Source organism: Nocardiopsis sp. NPDC007018, from assembly GCF_040635075.1.
Classification (GTDB): Bacteria; Actinomycetota; Actinomycetes; order Streptosporangiales; family Streptosporangiaceae; genus Nocardiopsis.
Map to the genome: position 1 here is coordinate 18,387 of NZ_JBEYHA010000006.1, position 22,125 is coordinate 40,511.

The window sequence follows — 22,125 nt, forward strand, 5'->3', positions numbered from 1 at the left end:
GTGATGTTTTCAGGACTCTGGGTGATTATCGAGGGGGCGTGCCGTCAAAAATCAGACATGAAGCGATCAATTGCCTACATAGGGTGAGATGTTTCGCCGGGTATCCCTTGTTGCCCAAGGGACGCGCTCGCACCAGAAGATGGGCGCCGCATCACCGGATGCTCCGCGCGTGGTCACCGTCCGGTCACCATGCGCACTCACCCTGAGGTGGCAGTCGGCCAGTCCACGCGTACTTGGGAGGCCCGGTGCACCAGCGCATCGGATTCGTAGTCGGAGCCGTATCACTCATGTTGGCCATGGGATCGAGCCCGGGGCTCGCCGTCCCGAACCCCGCGACCGAGAACGCCCAGGCGGTCGCGGCCGCAGGGGCCGCGACCGCGCAGCGGGTCGGACCCGGTGCCGGATTCCGTCCGCCCCAGCAGCCGTCACCGACCCGCCCGCTGATCGCGGTCGCCCACCGGGGGGCCTCCGGCCACGCGCCCGAGAACACCCTGGCGGCCATCGACGAGGCCCACCGGCTGGGCGCGGAGGCCGTCGAGGTGGACGTCCAGCTCACCTCCGACGACCGGCTCGTCCTCATGCACGACACCACGCTCGGCCGCACCACCGACGTCGCCGAGGTCTTCCCCGGCCGCGCGCCCTACGACGTCGGGGACTTCACGCTGGCGGAGATCCGGCGCCTGGACGCGGGGTCGTCCTTCGACGACGCGTTCGCGGGAGAGCGGGTACCGCTCCTCGGGGAGGCGCTGGACCGTCTGGAGGCGCACGGCATGAACCTGCTCCTGGAGGTCAAGGAGCCCGCCCTGTACCCGGGCATCGAGAACCAGATCGCCGAAGAACTCGCGAGGAACCCGCACTGGCTGGTGCCCAACGCGCCCGACCAGCCGCACCGGATCGTCGTGCAGAGCTTCGACTGGGAGTCCACCGAGCGTTCCAAGGGCCTGCTGCCGACGCTCCCGCACGCACTGCTCGGCCGGGTGCCGGAGGAGCGGATCGGCGAGTTCGACTGGGCGCACATGATCAACCCGAACCACACCACCATCGACGCCGACTACGTCGGTCGCGTGCACGACGCGGGGTTGGAGATCATGCCCTACACGATCAACGACCCCGCGGACATGGGGCGGGTCCTGGACATGGGCGTGGACGGTTTCATCACGGACTTCCCGGACCGAGGACAGCGGGCCATCGCGGAGTACCTCGAAGCGAACCCGGGCGTGACCAGGGGGTACGCCGACGAACGCGTCATGGCCCCGAACCCCGGCTAGCCGGTGCGCCCGCGGGGACCGTCCGGAGCGCCGGGCGGTCCCCGCGCCGTCTCCGGGGCCCTGGACCCGGCGCCGGGGAGGGGTGTCATCCGGTGCCCGTGGTGGGAGGATCGGTCGCGTACCCACACGATCCGGCAGCGGAGGCCATGTGAGCGACCGGCTGAGCGTCCCCCAGGAACACGTCGACTGGCGCACCAAGGGCCTGTGGTGGCCGGGCGAACCCGTCACCCTGGCCGAGTTCGCCGCACGTGGCGACCACCTGTTCGACGGCCCGTTCACCTGGCCGCTCATGGTGCTCGGCGCCTCCGCCCTGGACCGCAACATCGCCGCCCTGTCCGAGTTCACGCGCGGCCACGGGCTGCTGTTCGCTCCCCACGGCAAGACGGCGATGTCCCCCGTGCTCACCCAGCGCCAACTCGACGCGGGGGCCTGGGGCATCACCGCCGCCACCGCCAACCAGGTCCTCGACTTCCGCCGCTTCGGGGTGGACCGGGTCCTGCTGGCCAACGAACTCCTGGACCCCAAGGTGCTGCGCTGGGCGGCGGCCGAGCAGGACGCCGACCCCGACTTCGTGTTCCTGTTCTACGTGGACTCCCCCGAGGGCGTCGCCCTGGCCTCCCAGGCGGTGGCCCGCGACGGGGGACGTCCCCTGAGGGTCCTGGTCGAGCGAGGTGTCCCGGGCGGCCGTACGGGGTGCCGTACGAGGGAGGCGGTGCTCGGCGTGGCCCGCGAGGTCGTGCGGGCCGCCGGCCTGGAACTGGCCGGGGTGGCCGGTTACGAAGGGCCGCTCCGTGACGCGGCGGGGGTCCGGGGCTTCGTGCGGGACCTCCTCGGTGACGCGGCCGCGCTGGCCGACGCGCACGAGCTGGAGCGACCGGTGCTGTCGGTGGGTGGAAGCGCGTGGTTCGACGTCGTCGCGGAGGAGGTCGGCGGCCGGGCCGACGTCACGCCGATCCTGCGCAGCGGGGCCTACGTCGCCCACGACGACGGCCTGTACCGGCGGACCACGCCCTACAACCGGCTGCCCGAGGGCGGCGACGCGCTGTCCGGGGCGCTCGAACTGTGGGCGCAGGTCACCTCCACCCCGGAACCGGGCCGGGCGATCGCCGGGATGGGCCGCCGTGAGGCCAACTCCGACCAGGGTTTCCCGGTGGCGCGCGTCCTGCGCCGGAGCGACGGTGGCCTGGTCCGGGCCGAGGGGGTCGCGGTCACGGACCTCAACGACCACCACGCCTACCTGGACGTGCCCGAGGAGCTCGGGGTGCGCCCGGGTGACCTGGTCTCCTTCGGGATCTCGCACCCGTGCACGGCCTTCGACCGCTGGAGGGCCGTCCCGGTCGTCGACGACGGGTACCGCGTGGTCGACGCGATCGCCACCTACTTCTGACCCGTGCCCTGGTGTACCCCCGCCTCACGGAGGCGGGGGCGCGGTGTGCGGGCCGTCGCGGCCGACTCCCCGAGCCGGCCGCGACGTCGGGGCTACACCCCGGTGTGTCCCTGCTCCGGGGCCTCCTGACCGGGCTGGTAGCCCCAGCCGTAGACCCCCGGGCGGGTCTGCCAGGGGTGCGGGCCGTCGAGCGGCCGGTACTCCACGCCCGCCGCGTCGAGCCTGGTCAGATGGTGGCGCAGCCGCGGCTCGAACTCGGCGAAGTCACGCTCGCCCTCGGTCCAGACCTTCTCCGCGAACGCGGTCAGGCGCGGGAAGACCATGTAGTCGAGGCGGCGCGCGTTGTCGATGTGCTCGCTCCACAGGTTGACCTGGCCGCCGAGGACGTGCCGGGCCTCGTCCTCGGTGAGGTCGGCGGGGACCGGGTCGCCCGCGTACACGTCCTCCAGCCGCAGCAGCGTGCCGACGGGGACGGGCTCGTCGGGCCGCTCGGACTGCTTGTAGTCCAGGTAGGAGGTGGCGGTGGGGGCCATGATCACGTCGTGGCCCGCACGGGCGGCCGCGATCCCGCCCTGCTCGCCGCGCCACGACATCACCGTCGCGCCGGGGGCCAGACCCCCCTCCAGGATCTCGTCCCAACCGAGCAGGCGGCGGCCGCGCAGGGTCAGGTGGTCGTCGAGCTGACGGATGAACCAGCTCTGGAGCTCGTCCTCGTCGGCGAGCCCCTCGTCCTTGATCCGCTTCTGTGCCGACGCGCTGTTCTTCCACTGCGTCTTGGGAACCTCGTCCCCGCCCACATGGACGTAGGTGCTGGGGAACAGTTCGATGAGCTCGTCGAAGACGTTCTTGTAGAACTCCAGGACGTTGTCGGTGACCGCGAGGATCTCCTCGAAGATCCCCCACTGGGTGCCCACGGGGATCTCGCCGACCTCGCCGAGTTCGGGGTAGGCGTGGATGGCGGCCTGCGAGTGGCCGGGCACGTCGATCTCCGGGACCACGGCCACGTGCCGGGCGTCCGCGTAGGCGACGATCTCGCGGATGTCGTCCTGGGTGAGGAACCCGCCGTGCGGACGGTTGTCGAACGTCGCGGGCTTGGTGGCACCCAGCTGGCTCTCGGTGCGCCAGGAGGCGGCCTCGGTCAGCTTCGGGTAGCGGCGGATCTCGATCCGCCAGCCCTGGTCGTCGGTCAGGTGCAGGTGCAGCACGTTGAGCTTGTGCATGGCCAGCAGGTCGACGAAGCGCAGGATCTCGCGCTTGGGCTGGAAGTGGCGGGCGATGTCGAGCATCGCGCCCCGCCACTGGAAGCGCGGGGCGTCGGTGACGCTGACGGCGGGCAGGCGCCATTCGGCGCCGCCCAGGGGGGTGGTGCGGTACGCGTCGGCGGGCAGCAGCTGACGCAGGCTCTGCGCCCCGTAGAAGACCCCGGCGGGCTCGTTGCCCACCACGATTGCGCCCTCGGCGTCGATGATCAGGCGGTAGCCCTCGCGCCCGAGCCCCGCGCCGGGGTCGACGCTGAGCCGGATCTGGGCGCCCTCCTCGTCGCCGGTGGCCAGGGGGAGGCCGGTGGCGGCGCCCAGCTCGCGCTGGAGCCAGGCGAGCGTTCCCTGGGCCTCCTGGTCGGCGGAGATCCGGGTGGCGGCGGTCAGGACGAGTCCGCCGGAGCCGTCGGTGGTCAGCTCCCGGGGCCGGGGCAGCAGGGAGACGGGGTCGGGGTGGGGGTTCTCAGGCACGGGGTACTGCTCCTGTCCGGTCTAGACCAATACCCGGACATAGTGTCACGTCCTGCTGTGCGGGCACAGGGCTGACCGGCAATCGGTCCAGGTGGGTTCCGCTATTCAGGTCCACCCAATACCCACTCTTGACCGGCGGGGACTCTTAGCCGCGTGGCTTTTGCGGGAGACGTAGGGAAGGAGGAGCGCCTTCGCTCGGTGCCGAAACCGTCAGCGGGGCCGGAAGTCCCGGGGCGGGTGCGTGCCCGTCCTCCGGGGTGGGGACGACACTACGACGAAGACGGGGGGTGGCGTTATCGCCGGAGCGTGCCGTCACTCCGTACTGTTTGGCCCGTACCCGGATTCCGGGCGGTCACGGGCGAGTACCGAGGGACGGGGAGATGCGGTGATGCGCGGAGCACCGGAGACGGCGCCGGCCTGGACGGGGTGGCGCGCCTGATGCCCCTGCACGTACTCATGGCCGTGGCGGGGGCCTTCTCCCTGGCGCTCGGCTCGGCCCTGCAGGAACGCGACGCCGTCCGGGCCCCCGGACAGAAGGTGGCCCGCGCGGGCTTCCTCCTGCACCTGCTGCGCCAGCCCCGCTGGCTCCTCGGCACCGGCGCGGCGGTCGTGGGCGCCTCCCTCCACCTGCTCGCCCTCAGCGGGGCGCCGCTCACCATCATCCAGCCGATCGGCGTCACCGGTCTGCTGTTCGCGATCGTGCTGTCGGCCGTGTTCAACCGGCAGCGGGTCCGCGTCTCGCAGATCCTGGCCGGGATCGCGGTGATGGTCGGTCTGGTCGGCCTCCTGACGACCTTCCCCCACAGCTCCCATCCGCCGGTCATGTCGACCCAGACCGCCCTGTGGCTGTCCGGTGGCATGATCGCCGCCGGGGGGGTCGTGTACGTCACGGCGCACTGGCTGCCCAGCGGCGTGCGCGCCCTGCTCCTCGCGGCGGCGGGCGGCGCGGCCCTCGGCACCACCTCGGGCCTGGCGCGGGTGATCACCTCCGGGGCCGTGGGGGACCCGCTCAAGCTCTTCAGCTGGCTGACGGTCATGGCCGCGGTCACCGCCGTCTTCGGCGCCCTCCTGCTCCAGAACGCCTACCGGACCGGTCACTTCGCCGCGGCCTACGCCACGCTCCTGATCGCCGACCCGGTGGTCGGCGTCGGCATCGGCGCGCTCCTGCTCGGCGAGGGGGTCCCGAACACCCCGCTCGAACAGGTCGGGGCGGTCCTGTTCGCCCTCCTCGCCTTCGCGGGGACGGTCACGCTGGCCAGGTCCCGGCACCGCAACCCGGAGGCGGACGACGACACCGGTTCCGCCGCCGCCCCCAGTAGCCGCACTCGTTGAAACAGGGAGTTCCCAGATGGCACAGCCGAACCGTCCACTGCGCGTCCTGATCGCCTCGGACACCTACCCCCCCGACGTCAACGGCGCGGGCTACTTCACCCACCGTCTGGCGGAGGGGCTGGCCGCCCGGGGGCACCGGGTGCACGTGGTGTGCCCCTCCGAGCGTGGCGAACCCCGGGTGACGGTCAACGGGAGCGTCACCGAGCACCGTCTGCGCTCGGCTCCGATCCCCTTCCAACCCTCCATGCGCGCGGCGGTACCGCTGGGCATGGGCGGACACATCGCCCGGGTCCTGTGGCGGCTGGACCCCGACGTCGTCCACGTGCAGAGCCACTTCACCCTCAGCCGTTCGACCCTGCGCCGGGCCCGGGCCGCGGCGGTCCCGGTCGTCCTCACCAACCACTTCATGCCGGACAACCTCTACGCGCACGCCCGCGTGCCGCGTTCGATGCAGCGGGCGGCGGGCTCGCTGGCCTGGCGTGACATGGTCCGGGTGGCGGCGGAGGCCGATCACGTGACCACCCCGACCCCGCGCGCGGCCGAACTCCTGCGGGACCGGGGGTTCGCCCGTGACATCGAGGCGATCTCCTGTGGGATCGACCTCGACCGGTTCCAGCCCCGGGCCGGAGACCGTGCGGGGGCCAGGGCCAGGTTCGGCCTGCCGGACCGGGAGACCGTGGTGTTCGTGGGGCGGCTGGACGAGGAGAAGCGGATCGACGACACGATCCGCGCTCTGGCGCTGACGGTGCCCGAGCGCGACGCTCAGCTGGTGCTGGCCGGAACCGGGCAGCGCGAGACCGAGCTGCGCGCGCTCGCCGCCGCCCTGGGTGTGGCCGACCGCGTGTACTTCCTGGGCTTCGTGCCGGACGAGGAGCTGCCGCTCGTGTACGCGGCGGCGGACGTGTTCGCCATCGCGAGCGTGGCCGAGCTCCAGAGCATCGCCACCCTGGAGGCGATGTCCACGGGTCTGCCCGTGGTGGCGGCCGACGCGATGGCCCTGCCGCACCTGGTGGAGGAGGGACGGAACGGGTTCCTTTTCCCGCCGGGTGACCACCTGCTCCTGGCCGACCGGCTGCTGACGGTGCTCGGCTCGGAGCGTCGGCGCGAGGAGCTGGGGCGGGCCAGCCGGGAGATCGCCCGGGAGCACGACCACCACCGGTCGTTGGAGCGGTTCGAGGCGGTCTACACACGGCTCCAGGGCGAGGGTTCGGGCCGTCTGGAGGCGGAGCGGGCCATGGTGGCCTAGGTGAGGGCGCGTGTCCAGGTGTGCCCGCCAAAAAAGTCCGCTTTGGGTACTTTCTGTATTCTTTGCGTAGCGAACGGTGATCTTGAACCACTTCGGGAAAGACCAGAACTGTGTGGTTCGAAGGCATCAGCGGACAGGCCGGCGTCGGCCGGATCGCCCGGAGCGGAAACGCCACCGAGGGCCTCGCGGATCGGCTGGTCAGTGCCGAACGCGAGGCGGGTTTCCACGAGCGCGACATGTCGTCGTTCGAGCGAGAGCGCATCGACCTGGAGCACCGGGTGAACCGGATGGAGGCCGAGCTGGAGTCCCTGCGCAAGAGAAGACTGGAAGCCTACGCGCGCTGGTGGAACGCCCGCGACGACCGCGACCGAGCTCGCCACGTCTGTCGCAAGCTCCGCCGCAGGATCGACAAGGCGCGCCGACGGAGCGACGACCCGTGACCGGAGACCGACCAGCCCGCCGGACACGAACCAGAGAACACCGAACACGGCCCGACCCCGGCTGAGGGGCGGGCCGTGTGCTCGTTCCCGCCTCCGCTCACCCGGCCCCGGGCTCCGGAGGGGAGTCCAGTCGGAGTTCCCGCTCCACGCTGCGGGCGGCGTCCCGTAGTGCCGACAGGGTCACCTGCACGGCCGGTCGCCGCAGCGAGGCGGGACGCAGGACCGCGTACACGTGCCGCTCGGGCGGGGAGGGGAACCTCCGGTACACGAGCCCCGCCGGGGCGCCCACCATGGCCAGCGCGGGCACCGCCGCGATCCCGATGCCCCGCGACACCAGGCTGAGGATCGTGCCCAGCCCCTCGAACTCCCACGCCGCCGCCGGCAATCCGCCCACCTCGGCGAACAGCCTCTCCGTGCCGTACCGGGACCGCTCACCCTCCGGCGCCACGATCCACGACTCGCCCAGCATCCGCTCCAGCACCAGCGGGACCCCGGGGTCGGCCAGCCGGTGCTCCTCCGGTACCGCCAGCACCATCGGGTCGCGCAGCAGGTGGACGTGGCGCAGCCCGCTGTCCGGGCCACGCCCCGGGTGCTGTCCCGTCCAGTCGTCGACCAGGGCGATGTCCACCTCGCGGGAGCGCACCTTCTGGGTGCCGGTGGCCAGCAGGGTCTGGCGCAGCACCAGCTGCATCCCCTCGTAGGCGCGCAGCGGCGGGGCCAGCAGCGGGGCGAAGGCCACCGCCGCCGTGGGGAAGGCCGTCACCGTCACCACGCCCAGCGCGATGTTGGACTGCTCGGCCAGCACCGACTCGGCGGCCTCCACCAGGGCCAGGATCTCCTCGGCCTGGTTCACGAGCAGCTGACCGGCGTCGGTGAGCTCGGCGCCGCGCGGAGAGCGGTCCAGGAGCGCGACCCCCGTCTCCCGTTCGAGGGTGGCGAGCTGTTGGGACACCGCCGAAGGCGTGTACCCGAGGGCGTGCGCGGTCGCGGCGATGGTCCCGCGCGTACTGAACTCCCGCAGGAGCTGGAGGCGTCGTAGGTCGAGCATAAGAACATCTTATGCTCAGCATCGAAAAGACTCGCTTGTACTGATGGCGTGAAGTGGGCAGGCTGTGTGGTGAAAGGCCACCAGCCGGACCACGGTCCAGCTCAACCGGTGGTCAGCGCCTAACGACAAGCCGGAGATGAGTCATCCATGGCCGTCACTGTGTCCGCCACTCTCGCCGTGAACGAAGCCCTCAACGACAAGCGCCGCCAGGGGGTGCGCGTGCTTCCGCTCGGGTTCGGTGAGGCCGGTCTGCCGGTGCACCCGGTCATGCGCGACCAGCTCACGGCGGGCAACGCCGCCAACTCCTACGGGCCCGTCGCCGGATCGAGTGACCTGCGCGAGGCGGCCGCCGGGTACTGGAGCCGCCGGGGCCTGCCCACCGACCCCGACCTGGTGATCGCGGGCCCGGGCAGCAAGCCCTTGCTCTACAGCCTGCTCCTGGAGATCGGCGGGGACACCGCGATCGCCGCGCCCAGCTGGGTCAGCTACGCCGCGCAGAGCCGTCTCGTGGGCCAGCGCCCGGTCATGGTGCCGACCGCCACCGGCCAGGGCGGGGTACCCCAGCCGGACCTGCTGCACGCGGCGGTCACCGACGCCCGGGAGCAGGGGCGCACCGTCAACGCGGTGATCGTCACCGTCCCGGACAACCCGACCGGCACCGTCGCCGAGGCCGACACCGTCCGGCGCCTGGCCGAGGTCGCCCGCGAACTCGACCTGGTGATCATCTCCGACGAGATCTACCGCGACCTCGTCCACGTCGACGAGGGCGGCCGCGACCGGGCCGACGTCCACAGCCCCGCCGAGTACGCCCCCGAGCGCACGGTCATCTCCACCGGCCTCAGCAAGAACCTGGCCCTGGGCGGATGGCGCATCGGCGTCCTGCGCCTGCCCGACTCCGAGATCGGCCACCGTCTGCGCGGCGGACTCCTCGGGGTGGCCAGCGAGATCTGGTCCAGCCCGGCCGCGCCGGTCCAGCAGGCGGCCGCGCACGCCTTCGCCGAACCCGCCGAGCTGCGCGACCACGTGGACCGCAGCCGCCGCCTGCACGGGATCGTCGCCCGCGCCGTCGCCGACGTCTTCTCCGGGGCCGGGGCGCTCGTGGCGCCCCCCACGGCCGCCTTCTACCTCTACCCGGACTTCGAACCCGTCCGGGAGCGGCTCTCGGCCCTGCACGGGGTGGACACCGGGCCGGAACTGACCGGGCTGCTCCTGGACCGCTTCGGGATGGGGGTGCTTCCGGCCGTCGAGTTCGGCGAGAGCCCCGCCGCGCTGCGGATGCGCGTGGCGACCAGCCTCCTCTACGGGGACACCGAGGACAAGCGGTACGCGGCGCTGTCCGCCGAGGACCCGCTGGCCCTTCCGTGGGTCAGGGGCCACCTGGACCGCCTCTCCGAGGTCCTCGGATCGCTCCTCGCGGAGTCGCCCAGCGCCGTGATCCCGGCGCCCCAGCCGGTCGCCCAGCCGGTCCACTGACCGCGCGACGGCACCCAGGTCGTGCCCGCCTCGCTGTTACGGGGTGAGGCGGTCACCAAGGACGGGACCCTCCCTCTCTCTCCCAGGGAGGGCCCCGTCATGCTCGCCCCCGCCGCGGCCCCTCCTCCAGCGGCGGCGCCCGGAGCGTTCACGCGCTCCGTGCCGCCACCCGGTCGCGGCGGGCGGCGAGTTCGCGACTGGGCGCGATCACCGCCCGGTAGTGTTCCACCAGTTCCTCGTTGACCGACCTCCACGTGCGGTGCTCCACCGAGGGGCGCGCTCCCGCGGCGAGTCGGGCCCGCACCCGCCGGTCGTGGACCAGGCGGCCCACCGCCACCCGCAGCTCACGGACCGAGTCCGCGCCGTACAGGAAGCCGTTGCGTCCGTCGGCCACCAGGTCCACGGGGCCGCCCGCGTCCGGGGCGACCACCGGAACGCCCGAGGCCAGCGCCTCCTGCACGCTCTGGCAGAAGGTCTCGTCGGCGCCCGTGTGCACGAACACGTCCAGCGACGCGTACAGCCGGGACAGGTCCCCGCCGGTGCGCTGCCCGGTGAGGACCGCGCCCGGCAGCAGCCGACGCAGGCGGGCCCGTTCCGGGCCGTCCCCGACCACCACCAGGCGCAAGCCCCGCAACCGGGCCAGGTGGGCGAGCAGGTGGACCCGCTTGTCCCGGGACAGGCGGCCCACGTACCCCACGATCGCCTCGCCGTTCGGAGCCAGCCTCCGGCGCAGCTCCTCGGAGCGGTGGTCGGGCGAGAAGCGCTCGGCGTCCACACCCCGCCGCCACAGGCCGAGCCGGGGGAACGCCCGGTCGGAGAGCGTCTTCAGAGTGGCGGAGGAGGGGGCGAGTGTACGGTCCACCGCGGAGTGGAGGCGGTGCAGGTGCGCCCACAGCGCCTCGCCGCCGGGCAGACCGTAGCGGCCCGCGAATCCGGGCAGGTCGGTCTGGAACGCGGCCACGGTCGGCAGCGCCCACCGTCGGGCGACGTCCACCGCCGTCGCCCCGAAGAGCGCGGGGGAGGCCAGGTGGAGCACGTCGGGTGCGAACGCGCGGATCGCGGCGGTCATGGTCCGGTGGGCGGGCAGGCCCATGGAGAAGTCGCGGTACAGCGGCAGCGGCACGGCGGGCATCCGCACCACGGGGAAGCCCGCGTAGGAGGAGGGCCCCGGCCCGGGGGCCAGCACGAGCGCGCGGTGGCCCTCGGCGGCGAGGTGCTCGCTGACCCGGCACACGGAGTTGGTGACCCCGTTGACCTGGGGGAGGAAGGACTCGGTCACGATGGCCACGCGCAGGGGCGGCCGGTGGTCGGAGGGCGGGGGTGTGGGGGACATGCGGGGCTCCCAACGCCGAGGTGTCACGCCGAGTGGCGGCTGCCTCCGACGCTAGGGTCGGGGAGTGAACCCGGGTCGCCGGGCGGGAGAACCTCGCCCGAAGGCGCGCCCCGGGTTGGCCGATCAGGTGGTGACACCGTCCGGACGGTCGCCTGACCGCCGGATGACCCCGCCTCGGCCGTGATCGCCGAACGTGACCGACCGAACGCCCCAAGGAGCCGTGTGGTGACACTCGTGGAATGGTCCGAACTGGTCCGAGCGGAACTGGACCTGGACGAAACGGACCCTCTTCAGAAAGCCGACGTGGACCGCGTCCTGGATCTCGCGCGCGACGCCGCCCACTCGGTCGCCCGACCGGCGGCCCCGCTGACGACCTACCTGTTGGGAGTGGCCGTGGGCCGGGGGGCCGACCCGGAGGTCGCGGCGGCCGTGCTCAGCCGCCTCGCCCTGGCCCGGGCGGAGGAAGCGGGCGGGGCCGAGAGCGGAGAGGGGTAGCTCCCCCAGAGAGGACCGGGATCAGGACACGTGAAAAAGACGTGTTAGGTGGCCGTAATAAGCATTCTGACCTCGTGTGATGCGTTCGTTACGCGCCAGTGCCATTCTTTCCCGATACCGAACGGTACCCACCGTTTCCAACGTGTTTCCGTGGGTCCCGGTTCCCCTTCACACCACAGTCTTCCCCTACCCCACGTAATCACCGAAAGAGAGGTCCCCCCGTGGACCACCTCCTCGAAATGGCCGAAGTCCTGCGGGACGTCATCTGGGGCCCGTACGTCCTCATCCCGCTGCTGCTCCTGACCGGTGTCTTCCTGACGATCCGGTTGAACCTGCTCCAGTTCACGAAGCTCGGCCACGCGCTCTGGCTCGCCTTCGTCCGGCGCAAGGAGGACCACCACCAGGCCGAGGGCGACATCTCTCACTACCAGGCGCTCAGCACGGCCCTCGCCGCCACCGTCGGCGTCGGCAACATCGCCGGTGTCGGCCTGGCCATCGGGATCGGCGGGCCCGGCGCGCTGTTCTGGATGTGGCTCACCGGCCTCGCGGGCATGGCCACCAAGTACAGCGAAGCCCTTCTGGGCGTCAAGTACCGGGTCAAGGACGAGAAGGGCGAGCAGGCCGGCGGCCCGATGTACTACCTCCGCAACGGGCTGCCCGGCCGGTTCGGGTACTTCCTCGGCGGCGCCTTCGCGATCTTCGGCGCCATCGCCGCGTTCGGCATCGGCAACGGCACCCAGGCCGAGGCCGTGTCCAGCTCCCTCAACAACGTGACCGGCGTCGACCAGCGGATCATCGGCGTGGTCCTGATGGTGCTCGTCGCCATCGTCATCCTCGGCGGGATCAAGAGCATCGGCCGCTTCGCCTCCGCGATCGTGCCGTTCATGATCATCGGGTTCATCTTCATGAACCTGCTGGTGCTGATGATCAACTGGGAGCAGATCCTCCCCGCCTTCGTGCTCGTCTTCACCGACGCCTTCACCGGCACCTCGGCCGCCGGCGGATTCGCGGGCGCCGGCCTGATGCTGGTCATCCGCACGGGTGTGGCCCGAGGCATCTTCTCCAACGAGTCCGGTCTGGGCACGGGTGCCATCGCGGCGGCCTCCGCCAAGACCACGCAGCCGGTCCGCCAGGCCATGGTGTCGATGACGCAGACCTTCATCGACACCATCATCATGGTGACCCTGACCGCGCTGATGATCATCACCTCTGGCCTGTGGAACGCGAACGTGAGCGCCGGGTTCGACCCCGACGACAAGGGCGTGCTGCTCACCTCGGGTTCGATGGAGCAGGGCCTGTCCATGCTCAGCCCGGCCCTGGGCACCTTCGGGGTCGTCTTCATCGCCTGCGCCGTCGCGGTCTTCGCCTACACGACGATCCTCGGTTGGTCGTACTACGGTGAGCGCTGCATGGTCTACCTGGCCAAGGGCAGGCGCACCCTGGTCCTGCCGTACCGCCTGCTCTTCATCGCCGTCGTGTACGTCGGAGCGACGGCCAGCGTCGAGTCGGTCTGGCTCTTCAGCGACATCGCCAACGGGTTGATGGCGCTGCCCAACCTCGTGGGTCTGATCCTGTTGTCGCCGGTCGTGGTCGCGGAGACCCGCAAGTTCTTCGGCCACCCGCAGTGGCGCAACCCCGACGTGATCATGGACGACGTCAGCAAGTAGTCCGCGTGCGGCCCGGGACGGCGTCCCGGGGCCACGTCGAGGGGGACCGGCCGCGACTGCCGGTCCCCCCTTGCGTGGCGCCGGGCGGCTACCACCAGGCGTGGAAGTGGTGCACCGGCCCCTGGCCGCCGCCCGCGTCGATCTCGTCGGCGCGGCGCAGGGCCTCGGTGAGGTAGGCCTTGGCGTCGGCCACGGCCGTCACCGCGTCCGGCCGCTGCGGCAGCAGGGCCGCGATCGACGAGGACAGGGTGCAGCCGGTGCCGTGGGTGTTGCGGGTGTCCACCCGCGGCGCGCGCAACTCGACGGGCGCGCCGACCCCGTCGACCAGCAGGTCGACGCTCTCCGCGCCCGGCAGGTGCCCGCCCTTGAGCAGGACCCGGCGGGGGCCGAGCCCGAGCAGTCGCTCGGCCTGGTCGCGCATCTCCTCGAGGGTGGTGGCCTCGGCCTCGTCGAGCAGGTCGGCCGCCTCGGGGAGGTTGGGGGTGAGCAGGTCGGCACGGGGCAGCAGGACGTTCCGCAGTGCCTCGATGGCCGACCGTTCCAGGAGGCGGTCGCCGCTCTTGGCCACCATCACCGGGTCCACGACCACGTTCGGGAGCCGGTGGCGGTCCACGGCGGCCGCGACGGCCTCGGTGACTTCGGACGTGGACAGCATGCCCACCTTGACCGCGTGCACGGTCGCGTCGGTGAACAGGGTGTCCATCTGGTCGGTGACGAACGACGCGGGGACACCGTGCACTCCGGTGACCCCGCGTGTGGACTGGGCGGTCAACGCCGTCACCACGGTCATCCCGAAGACTCCGTGGGCGGAGAACGCCTTCAGGTCGGCCTGGACGCCCGCGCCCCCGCTGGGGTCGCTTCCGGCGATGGACACGACGTTGTACGCGCTCATTGGCGTTCCTTCGCTAGTACGAACTAGGGCAGGTTCGACGGGTGTGCTCTCAGCCGGAAGGACGCTTCCGGCACCCCGCGCCGCCGGGGCCTCACGGCCCCGGCATCGGTGTTGGTTTGTGGTGGTTCCGACTGTAGTGGACGGTTCGCCGGGGCGGACCGGGGGCTCTAGACGGAGACGTTCTGACGGGTCTCCACCCGCTGCTGGGCGAGCTTGCGCTGTTCCCAGACGATCATGCCGACGACCACCACGAAGCCGCCGACCGCGAAGGCGATCGTCACGGGGACGTCGGTCATCGGCAGCAGGTCGCGGTTCTCGTCCTGCCACGGCCACAGGGCGCGCAGCGAACCGGCCATGAGACCGGTGAGCACCACCAGGGTGATGTGGTGGTGGTTCTCCAGCAGGAACTGGAGCACCTTCACGAACAGCGCCAGACCGGTGATCATGCCCAGCACGAAGACGGTGATGTAGGGCAGGTCGGCGGCGCGCAGGGCGGCCATGGTGGGCTCGTACAGGCCCAGGGTCAGCAGGATGAACGACCCCGACAGACCGGGCAGGACCAGCGCGCAGATCGCGACGGCCGCCGCGAAGAAGACCACCACGGGGTGGGTGGGCAGGTTGGCTCCGGGCAGGCCGGTGAGCAGGAACGCGAGTACGGCGAACACCAGCGCGACCGCGTAGTGCCAGGCCTTCCACTTCTTGCCCGCGCCGGTGTAGGGAATCCACAGGCAGGCCAGGACCAGGCCGAAGAAGAGCGCGTAGGCGTACTGCTCGTACACCTCGACCAGCGGGGCGAGGAAGATCGCGGCCAGGATGAGCGCGACCGCCATGCCGATCAGGGCGGGGACGAGCACCGGCCAGTCGACCTGGCGGAACTGCTCCTGGGCCCGCTCCTTGCCCTTGCCCCGGGGGACGTCGGTGACGTAGCGCTTGATGCCGCTGACCACGTGGCCCGCGCCGCCGATCAGCTTGTCGTAGAGGCCGACCATCAGCGCGACGGTGCCGCCGCTGATGCCGGGAAGGGCCTCGGAGGTGCCGACGGCCCCGCCGCGCACCGCGTTGAAGATGTAGGAGCCTACTGACTTGGCCATGTTGTCGGGCGCGGGCCCGGGGGAGTCCCGGGACGCGGCGCCGTCCTCCGTCCTGATGGGGCCGCCGACACGGTGTCGATGCCGGTCGGCGGTGTCAAAGGGGTGCTGTGTCGCGCGGGTCGCGGGGGCGACCTCCACCGGTTCGACGCCCCGGCCCGCGCTGATGTGTGCCGCCCGGGCCGTGCGATGGGGGAGGAGAGCCGACAGGCCCCGGGCCGGGCAGTGCCGATTCTAGCGGCGCCGGGCGGGGCCGAGACGTCCGAGCGCCCTGATATTCGGGGTTTTGGTCAGGTATTCGCCCGTCAGGTCCGGAGTCCGAAAACAGAACGTGACAGGCGGCCCCGAACCCCGTCTCAGTTCCGGCGCGACGCCGACAGCGGAGCGAGCGGGACGGCGGGCGCGGCGGGGTCCTCCCCGGCCACCGACGCGGCCCACCGGTAGTCCTGCTTCCCCACCGCCGTACGCCGCACCCGGTCCACGAAGTGCACGGTCCGGGGCACCTTGAACCCCGCCAGGCGCACGCGGCAGTGCGCCCTCAACGCGCCCTCGTCGGGGGCCGAACCCGAGGCCAGCGAGACCAGGGCCGTCACCCTCTGCCCGAGCCGCTCGTCGGGGGCGGGCACCACGATCACGTCCTCCACCGAGGGATGGGCCTTCAACACGGCCTCCACCTCTTCGGGATAGACCTTCTCTCCGGCGGTATTGATCACCACGCTGCCCCGGCCCAGCAACACGATGGAACCGTCCGCCGCCCGAGTGCCGTAGTCGCCCGACAGCGCCCAGCGCCGCCCCTCACTGTCCGTGGGGAATGTGCGGGCGGTGGCGATCGGATCGTTGTAGTAGCCCAGCGGAATCCGGCCGGTCCGGGCGATCCGGCCGACCTCGACCGACCCCGGGGGCAGCGGCCTCAGGGCGCCGTCCAGCACCGCGATGCTGCCGCCCATGGTGAAGCTGCGCCGGTCGGCGGAGTCCGCGACGCTCGTGTGCTCCTCGGGTGCGGTCGCCGAGCCGCACACGCCCGTCTCCGACCCCCCGTAGGCGTCGGCCAGGGCGACGTCCTCGCGCCAGGCACGCCACAGCCCGCGCACGGCGGGCGTGAGCGGGGTGCCGCCCGAGCGCACCGAGGTCAGGTCCGGACACAGGTCGGGCTCGGTGAGCAGGTGCCTGGCCAGCGGACGCGCCATGGCGTCCCCCACCAGCTGCACGGCGTGCACCCCCTCGCGGTGCGCCAGTTCCAGCACGCGGTCCGCCCGGAGACTGCGGTCGGTGGAGAGCACCACACGCTTGCCGCACAGCAGCATGCTCAGCGCGTTCCACTGCCCGGCGGCGTGCATGAGCGGACCGAGCACCAGCATGCGCAGAGGGAAACAGCGGGCCGCGCGATCGGCCACGTCGGAGGGGGTGGCGGCGCGGGGGGAGCCCGGGTCGCGGCGCTCCACCGCGGCGCGGAAGACGTCCGCCTGACGCCACAGCACACCCTTGGGATAGCCGGTGGTGCCCCCGGTGTACAACAGGTAGTGGTCGTCACCGCTGGTCACGGGCAGGGCCACCGCCTCGTCGTCGGTGACGGGACCGTGCGCGGCGAGTGCCTCCTCGTAGTCCGCGCCGCCCAGGGTCGCGTCGCGCACGGAGCCGTCCTCCAGCAGGAGCACATGCCTCAGGCGCGGCAGGTCCGAGCGCACCGCGGCCACCGTCGCGGCCAGGGAGTCCTCGGCGATCAGGGCCACCGAGTGCGAGTCCGACAGCACGTGCCGGAGCTCGCCCGCCACGTACCGGTAGTTGACGTTCACCGGGACCGCGCCCGCGCGCAGCACTCCCAGGAACGACTCCACCCACTCGGCGCGGTTGAACGACAGGATCGCCACGTTCTCCCCGGGGCGCACACCGGCCGTGACCAGGTGGCGCGCGAGCCGGGTGGCCCGGTCGTCCAGGGCGCGGTAGGTCAGGCGCCGGGGCCCGGCGACCAGGGCGATCCGGTCGGGGACGGCGTCGGCCACCGCCGACATGAGGCCGGCGAGGGAGAAGGGGGTGTCCGGGGACGCGTGGGGCACGTCTGATGACCTCCCTGACGATCGGTACTGCCGTCCTCGGCGGGGGCGCTCGCGGCGGCTGTGGCTGGCTACGAGCGAACGTACCCGTCGGGCCGGGACCCGATCGCCGTGGGGGCTGTGTACCGCGTCACCTGCGTAACCGTCCCCCGTCACCCTCCGGACGGGCGCCGCCGGGCCACGCCCGCTCAGCGGGGGTGCCGGTGCGGAAGGGGCGGGGGTTTCGGGCCCCGGCTCCCGCTGGTGATCTTCGCCACCCCTTGTGGGCTCACCGGATCATCTGCTCAACTCGTGGAGATCCCGCCGCGGGGCTCTACCGGGCCGTGCGGTGGGTATCTACTGTCTGACATCGGTCAATGGTGATCGGAGCGGCTAGATGACCACCCAGAATCTGGGACAGCAGGACTCCGCCGGAAACCCCGGCGGACAGGGACTCTCCAGCGCGGACCACATCGAACTCGCACGGACGAGGTCGGCGCACAACTACGCACCCCTGCCCGTCGTGATCGCCGAGGGCCGCGGTGCCTGGGTGACCGACGTGGAGGGCAAACGCTATCTCGACTGCCTGGCCGGGTACTCGGCCATGAACTTCGGCCACCACAACCCCGACCTCCTGGCCGCCGCGCACGCCCAGCTCGACCGGGTGACGCTGACCAGCCGGGCCTTCTACAACGACCAGTTCGGCCCGTGGGTGAGCTCGCTCGCCGACATGGTCGGCAAGGAGAAGGTCCTGCCCATGAACACCGGCGCCGAGGCGGTGGAGACCGGCATCAAGGTGGCCCGCAAGTGGGGCTACGAGGTCAAGGGCGTCCCGGAGAACCAGGCGACCATCGTCGTGGCCGGGGCCAACTTCCACGGGCGCACGACCACGATCATCTCCTTCTCCTCCGACCCCGAGGCGAAGACGGGTTTCGGCCCCTACACGCCGGGCTTCCGCTCGGTGGCCTACGGGGACGCCGCCGCCATCGAGGAGGCCGTCGACGAGACCACCGTCGCGGTGCTCATCGAACCGGTGCAGGGCGAGGCGGGTGTGATCGTGCCGCCCGACGACTACCTGCCCCGCGTCCGGGAGATCTGCGACGCCAACCGGGTGCTGTTCATCGCCGACGAGGTGCAGGCGGGCCTGGGGCGCACGGGCACGATCCGGGCCTGCGAGCACACCGGGGTCGTCCCGGACGCGTACCTGTTCGGCAAGGCGCTGGGCGGTGGCATCCTGCCGGTGTCGGCGATGGTGGCCGACGAGGACGTGCTCGGCGTCATCCAGCCAGGCCAGCACGGGAGCACCTTCGGCGGGAACCCGCTCGCCGGGGCGGTGGGCCGGACGGTCGTCCGGATGCTGACCGAGGGCCCCTACCTGGAGAACGCCCGCAAGCTGGGTGAGGTGCTCCGGCGCAGGCTGGGCGAGTTCGTCGGCGACGGGGTGGTGTCGGCGCGCAGTATCGGCCTGTGGGCGGGTGTGGACGTGGACCCGGCGCTGGCCTCCGGCAAGGAGCTGTGCAAGCGGCTCGCCGAGCACGGGGTGCTGGTCAAGGACACCCACGGTTCGACGGTGCGGATGTCCCCGCCGCTGGTGATCAGCGAGGACGACCTCAACTGGGGTCTGGACCGGTTCGCCGAGGTCATCGCCGAACTCAAGGCGGAACGCGGGTAGGACGCCGCCGAGGACGCGAACGGCGCGGCCCCGCCCCGGCAGATCTGCTGGGGCGGGGCCGCGCGTGTGCGCCGAGCGGCGTTCGGGGTCAGGAACCCGCCCCGGCCTCGGCCGCGCCCGCGTCGTCCCCGCCGTCTCCGTCGGCCTCCTCGGAGTCCCCGGGGGCGTCGGTGCCCGGCACCGCGTTGGCCGGGTCCAGCGGGCCGCCGAGCTCGGTGTGCAGCAGGTCCGCGTTCACCTTGTCCAGGGTTTCCCGCGACGTGTACAGCACCCGATCCGGCCCCTCCTCGATCTGGAGCCTGACCCGCTCGGCGATGGACCGCTGTCCCTGGGCGGTCGGGTGGAAGCTCGCCCGGTCCACGCGCAGGCCCTGGCCGAGCTGGCCCAGGACGATCCCGTTGAGCCAGGCGTCGTCCTCGCTGACCTCGTGGCCCTTCAGGGCGGTGAAGACGTTGACGAACTCCACGCTGCCCGCCTGCCGGGCCCCGTACACCTCGCCGTCCGCGCGGATCGCGGTGTCCCTGATCCGGTCGTTGAAGCGCTGCGCCACGGAGTTGAGCCACTGCTGGTCGCTCTGGGAGAGCGTGTAGTACATGCCGGGCGGCTGTTCGGGGAAGAGGCGCGGGTAGCCCAGGACCAGCACCCGGGCGTCGGGTGCGCGGTCGCGGATCTCGGTGATCACGGTGGTGAGCGTCTCCTCGAAGGCGTCCATCTTCTCGGCGACCTCCTCCTCCTGGTCCGTGCAGGCGGTCCGCTCCAGCAGCGGCATCCGCATGATGCAGGTGCGCAGGACGGGGATGAACCCGAGGTCGTTGCCACCGATACCGACGGTGACCAGCGACGTGTGCTCGGTGACGCGCTCGATCTGCGATTCGGGGGAGCCGATCTGGCTGAGCATGTCCGAGCCCTTGTGACTGCTGCACGCGTAGAAGCCGAGCGCGCCCTCGAACGAGAACTCGCGCTCGACGACGCGCGGGTAGGCGTGCTCGGAGCGCCAGCACTCACCGGGCTCGGCGGTGCCCTCCTCGTACTCCCCGGCACCGTCGCCGGAGGAGTAGGAGTCGCCCAAAGAGACGTAGTTCCCCCAGACCGCGGCCTCCTCGGGTTCCATGCGGACCCGCCAGTCCTGCTCCTCGTCCTCGGTGATGGGGGGCAGGGGCTCGCCGGGGCACACGCCTCCGGTGGCGTCGCACCACAGGCCCAGGAGGGCGTCGCGGCTGGCGGGCACGGCCACGACCGCCAGCAGTGACAGGACGAGCACGGACACGACGGCCAGGGCGAGACGGCGGCGCCGACGGGGGCGGGCAGGGGCCGCGTCCTCGGTGGCGTCGGTGGTGGCGGAGGCGTTCGCGCGTTCGGGTCCCTCGGAGTTGTCGACCCCTTCCGAGGCCGACGCGGTCGCATCCGGCGCCGGGCCGCTCGCGGGACCCCCGTCGGGCGGTACCGCGGCGGGGTCCTCAGGCTCCCGGGGGCCTCGGGGGTCACCATCACGCTCTGACACGATCTCCTACCGCCTCCCAGGTCCGTGGGGCGTGCGGGGTGCGTACGGCCGCCACACCCTGATCCACCGGCCAGACTACCCGGGGCGGTTCACCGCGATGACGTCGAGAACCCGTCGGACGTCGGCGTCGTCCAGGGTGGACCGGGCGGTCAGGCGCAGGCGCGAGCGCGAGTCCGGGACCGACGGCGGACGGAAGCAGCCCACCCTGACCCCGTCCGCCAGGCACGCGTCCCGCCAGGCCAGCGCCTCCTGGGGGGAACGCGCCGGCACCGACACCACGGCCGCGTCCGGGGAGCTCGCCTCCAACCCGCGTGCGCGGAGCCCCTCGGCCAGCGCACGGGCCCGGGCACGGACGTCCTCCGCCCGTCCCGGCTCGGCCCGCAGCACGCGCAGCGCGGCCAGGGCCGCCCCGGTCGAGGCGGGTGCCAGGCCGGTGTCGAACACGAACGTGCGAGCCGTCTCCACCAGGTGGCGGATCACCCGCCGCGATCCCAGCACCGCCCCGCCCTGCGCGCCGAGGGACTTCGACAGGGTCACCGACACCACGACGTCGTCGGCGGAGCCCAGCGCGGTGCCGCCGACGGCGCCACGGCCTCCCGCCCCGAGCACCCCGAGCCCGTGCGCGTCGTCCAGCAACAGCGCGGACCCGTGGCGACGCGCCACCCGGGCCAGGGCGGAGGGGTCGGAGAGGTCGCCGTCCACCGAGAACACGGTGTCGCTCAGCAGCAGGCGCCGCCCCCGCCCCTCGCCGAGCAGCTCGGCGGCGTGGTCGGCGTCGCGGTGGCGAAAGACCGCGACCCGGGCCCCGGCCACCCGGGCCAGGCGGGTGGCGTCGATGAGGGAGGCGTGGTTGTGGCGGTCGCACACCACCAGCGGGGGTTCGACGTCCTCGGGGATCGGGGCGGCCAGCGACGCCACCATGGCGAGGTTGGCCGCGTACCCGGAGGAGAACACCAGGGCCGCCTCGGACCCGTGGAAGTCGGCCAGCTCGCGCTCCAGTTCGCCGTGCAGCTCGGTGTCCCCGGTGACCAGCCGCGAACCGCCCGCGCCCGCGCCCCAGACACGGACGGCGTCTGCGGAGGCCGCCACCACGGCGGGATGCCGGGAGAGCCCGAGGTAGTCGTTGCCCGCCAGGTCCAGCAGTCCGTCCGAGGGTGACCGGGGGACCGTGCGGCGGGTGAGCCCGGCGCTCGCGCGTCGTTCGGCGGCGCGGTCCAGCCAGGCCAGCGGGTGGTCCGGGCGCGGCGGCGCCGGGGCGGCCTTCGGGCTGGTGGCACGCAGGGGCCAGGGGCGGCGCGCGGGGCGGGCGGCGGTGTCGAGGCGATCCATGCGGAGGAGGCTCCTCGGGTCGGGTGGCGGATGCGGTGGCTGGTGCGGCTCCGTGCGTGTGGGGGCGGGGGAGGGGCTCCGGCCCGGGAGAAACCTCGTGCACGAGGTAAGTGCGCGGGGTGGTCGGTCCGGCGGGAGGATGCCCTGGCGGGTCGACCCAGCGACGGCCAAGTCCGCTGGGGCGACCCGTCCCT

At 72.3% G+C, this 22,125-nt stretch carries 17 protein-coding genes and 1 riboswitch; of the genes, 9 read left to right on the forward strand and 8 right to left on the reverse strand.

The genetic code is table 11. The annotated features are described in order from the left end of the window. Positions 1-287: 287 nt before the first annotated feature. Both ABZ635_RS04505 and ABZ635_RS04510 read left to right on the forward strand, forming a co-directional pair. Entirely contained in the window at positions 288-1,268 is a 981-nt protein-coding gene (locus tag ABZ635_RS04505; protein ID WP_357758813.1) for a glycerophosphodiester phosphodiesterase family protein, read from the forward strand. A 148-nt stretch (positions 1,269-1,416) separates the two neighbouring features. Beyond that, a complete protein-coding gene (locus ABZ635_RS04510) occupies positions 1,417-2,655 on the forward strand; it encodes an alanine racemase (protein ID WP_357758816.1) in 1,239 nt (412 codons plus the stop codon). Between the two features lie 92 nt (positions 2,656-2,747). Here the strand turns inward: ABZ635_RS04510 and ABZ635_RS04515 are convergent, their stop codons facing one another. Beyond that, entirely contained in the window at positions 2,748-4,385 is a 1,638-nt protein-coding gene (locus tag ABZ635_RS04515; protein ID WP_357758819.1) for a beta-N-acetylhexosaminidase, read from the reverse strand. A gap of 438 nt (positions 4,386-4,823) precedes the next feature. On the opposite strand from ABZ635_RS04515, the gene ABZ635_RS04520 reads away from it, so the two are divergent. The 3 genes from ABZ635_RS04520 to ABZ635_RS04530 all read left to right on the forward strand — a co-directional run bounded on the left by ABZ635_RS04520 (position 4,824) and on the right by ABZ635_RS04530 (position 7,403). Continuing rightward, complete coding sequence (locus ABZ635_RS04520) at positions 4,824-5,717, forward strand: DMT family transporter (RefSeq protein WP_357758821.1); 894 nt, start codon at positions 4,824-4,826, stop codon at positions 5,715-5,717. 16 nt (positions 5,718-5,733) lie between these two features. After that, a complete protein-coding gene (locus tag ABZ635_RS04525; RefSeq protein WP_357758824.1) occupies positions 5,734-6,963 on the forward strand; it encodes a glycosyltransferase in 1,230 nt (409 codons plus the stop codon). 110 nt (positions 6,964-7,073) lie between these two features. Next, positions 7,074-7,403 carry a hypothetical protein gene (locus ABZ635_RS04530; RefSeq protein ID WP_357758827.1) on the forward strand — a complete coding sequence of 110 codons (330 nt, stop codon included), beginning with the start codon at positions 7,074-7,076 and terminating at the stop codon, positions 7,401-7,403. Between the two features lie 97 nt (positions 7,404-7,500). Here ABZ635_RS04530 and ABZ635_RS04535 read toward each other — a convergent pair whose 3' ends face one another. Further along, positions 7,501-8,451, reverse strand: coding sequence for a LysR family transcriptional regulator (locus ABZ635_RS04535; RefSeq protein WP_357758829.1), 951 nt, complete (start codon positions 8,449-8,451; stop codon positions 7,501-7,503). Positions 8,452-8,598: 147 nt separating this feature from the next. Here ABZ635_RS04535 and ABZ635_RS04540 point away from each other — a divergent pair, with 147 nt between their 5' ends. Next, the gene (locus ABZ635_RS04540; RefSeq protein WP_357758831.1) at positions 8,599-9,924 is read left to right on the forward strand and encodes a pyridoxal phosphate-dependent aminotransferase; all 1,326 of its coding nucleotides are present in this window, start codon (positions 8,599-8,601) and stop codon (positions 9,922-9,924) included. A 148-nt stretch (positions 9,925-10,072) separates the two neighbouring features. On the opposite strand, the gene ABZ635_RS04545 is transcribed toward ABZ635_RS04540, so the two are convergent. After that, a complete protein-coding gene (locus ABZ635_RS04545) occupies positions 10,073-11,257 on the reverse strand; it encodes a glycosyltransferase family 1 protein (RefSeq protein ID WP_357758833.1) in 1,185 nt (394 codons plus the stop codon). A gap of 225 nt (positions 11,258-11,482) precedes the next feature. On the opposite strand from ABZ635_RS04545, the gene ABZ635_RS04550 reads away from it, so the two are divergent. Together ABZ635_RS04550 and ABZ635_RS04555 are read left to right on the forward strand one after the other, a co-directional pair. Beyond that, positions 11,483-11,752 carry a DUF6457 domain-containing protein gene (locus ABZ635_RS04550; RefSeq protein ID WP_357758836.1) on the forward strand — a complete coding sequence of 90 codons (270 nt, stop codon included), beginning with the start codon at positions 11,483-11,485 and terminating at the stop codon, positions 11,750-11,752. A gap of 221 nt (positions 11,753-11,973) precedes the next feature. Beyond that, entirely contained in the window at positions 11,974-13,419 is a 1,446-nt protein-coding gene (locus ABZ635_RS04555) for a sodium:alanine symporter family protein (RefSeq protein WP_357758839.1), read from the forward strand. A gap of 88 nt (positions 13,420-13,507) precedes the next feature. Here the strand turns inward: ABZ635_RS04555 and thiD are convergent, their stop codons facing one another. The 3 genes from thiD to ABZ635_RS04570 all read right to left on the reverse strand — a co-directional run bounded on the left by thiD (position 13,508) and on the right by ABZ635_RS04570 (position 17,453). Beyond that, the gene (thiD, locus tag ABZ635_RS04560; protein WP_357758842.1) at positions 13,508-14,311 is read right to left on the reverse strand and encodes a bifunctional hydroxymethylpyrimidine kinase/phosphomethylpyrimidine kinase; all 804 of its coding nucleotides are present in this window, start codon (positions 14,309-14,311) and stop codon (positions 13,508-13,510) included. Next, positions 14,300-14,399, reverse strand: a riboswitch (TPP riboswitch). (Overlaps the previous gene by 12 nt.) Before the next feature lie 79 nt (positions 14,400-14,478). Continuing rightward, positions 14,479-15,402 carry a DUF368 domain-containing protein gene (locus tag ABZ635_RS04565; RefSeq protein ID WP_357758845.1) on the reverse strand — a complete coding sequence of 308 codons (924 nt, stop codon included), beginning with the start codon at positions 15,400-15,402 and terminating at the stop codon, positions 14,479-14,481. A 353-nt stretch (positions 15,403-15,755) separates the two neighbouring features. Beyond that, positions 15,756-17,453 carry an acyl-CoA synthetase gene (locus ABZ635_RS04570; RefSeq protein WP_357758848.1) on the reverse strand — a complete coding sequence of 566 codons (1,698 nt, stop codon included), beginning with the start codon at positions 17,451-17,453 and terminating at the stop codon, positions 15,756-15,758. Positions 17,454-17,826: 373 nt separating this feature from the next. Between ABZ635_RS04570 and rocD the strand changes: the two genes are divergently transcribed. Continuing rightward, positions 17,827-19,101 (forward strand): ornithine--oxo-acid transaminase, encoded by a 1,275-nt coding sequence (gene rocD / locus ABZ635_RS04575; RefSeq protein WP_357758851.1) that lies wholly within the window; start codon positions 17,827-17,829, stop codon positions 19,099-19,101. An 88-nt stretch (positions 19,102-19,189) separates the two neighbouring features. Here the strand turns inward: rocD and ABZ635_RS04580 are convergent, their stop codons facing one another. Both ABZ635_RS04580 and ABZ635_RS04585 read right to left on the reverse strand, forming a co-directional pair. Continuing rightward, positions 19,190-20,602 carry an SGNH/GDSL hydrolase family protein gene (locus ABZ635_RS04580; protein WP_357758853.1) on the reverse strand — a complete coding sequence of 471 codons (1,413 nt, stop codon included), beginning with the start codon at positions 20,600-20,602 and terminating at the stop codon, positions 19,190-19,192. Positions 20,603-20,677: 75 nt separating this feature from the next. Continuing rightward, on the reverse strand, positions 20,678-21,931 hold the full coding sequence (locus ABZ635_RS04585; RefSeq protein ID WP_357758856.1) for an 8-amino-7-oxononanoate synthase: 1,254 nt from the start codon (positions 21,929-21,931) through the stop codon (positions 20,678-20,680). Positions 21,932-22,125 lie beyond the last annotated feature (194 nt).

What these genes read in the sequence shown, in the direction of transcription:
- ABZ635_RS04505 (WP_357758813.1), top strand. Translation starts at nt 288, where the DNA reads ATGTTGGCCATGGGATCGAGCCCGGGGCTCGCCGTCCCGAACCCCGCG.
- ABZ635_RS04520 (WP_357758821.1), top strand. Translation starts at nt 4,824, where the DNA reads ATGCCCCTGCACGTACTCATGGCCGTGGCGGGGGCCTTCTCCCTGGCG.
- ABZ635_RS04525 (WP_357758824.1), top strand. Translation starts at nt 5,734, where the DNA reads ATGGCACAGCCGAACCGTCCACTGCGCGTCCTGATCGCCTCGGACACC.
- ABZ635_RS04535 (WP_357758829.1), bottom strand. Translation starts at nt 8,451, where the DNA reads ATGCTCGACCTACGACGCCTCCAGCTCCTGCGGGAGTTCAGTACGCGC.
- ABZ635_RS04540 (WP_357758831.1), top strand. Translation starts at nt 8,599, where the DNA reads ATGGCCGTCACTGTGTCCGCCACTCTCGCCGTGAACGAAGCCCTCAAC.
- ABZ635_RS04545 (WP_357758833.1), bottom strand. Translation starts at nt 11,257, where the DNA reads ATGTCCCCCACACCCCCGCCCTCCGACCACCGGCCGCCCCTGCGCGTG.
- thiD (WP_357758842.1), bottom strand. Translation starts at nt 14,311, where the DNA reads ATGAGCGCGTACAACGTCGTGTCCATCGCCGGAAGCGACCCCAGCGGG.
- ABZ635_RS04565 (WP_357758845.1), bottom strand. Translation starts at nt 15,402, where the DNA reads ATGGCCAAGTCAGTAGGCTCCTACATCTTCAACGCGGTGCGCGGCGGG.
- rocD (WP_357758851.1), top strand. Translation starts at nt 17,827, where the DNA reads ATGACCACCCAGAATCTGGGACAGCAGGACTCCGCCGGAAACCCCGGC.
- ABZ635_RS04585 (WP_357758856.1), bottom strand. Translation starts at nt 21,931, where the DNA reads ATGGATCGCCTCGACACCGCCGCCCGCCCCGCGCGCCGCCCCTGGCCC.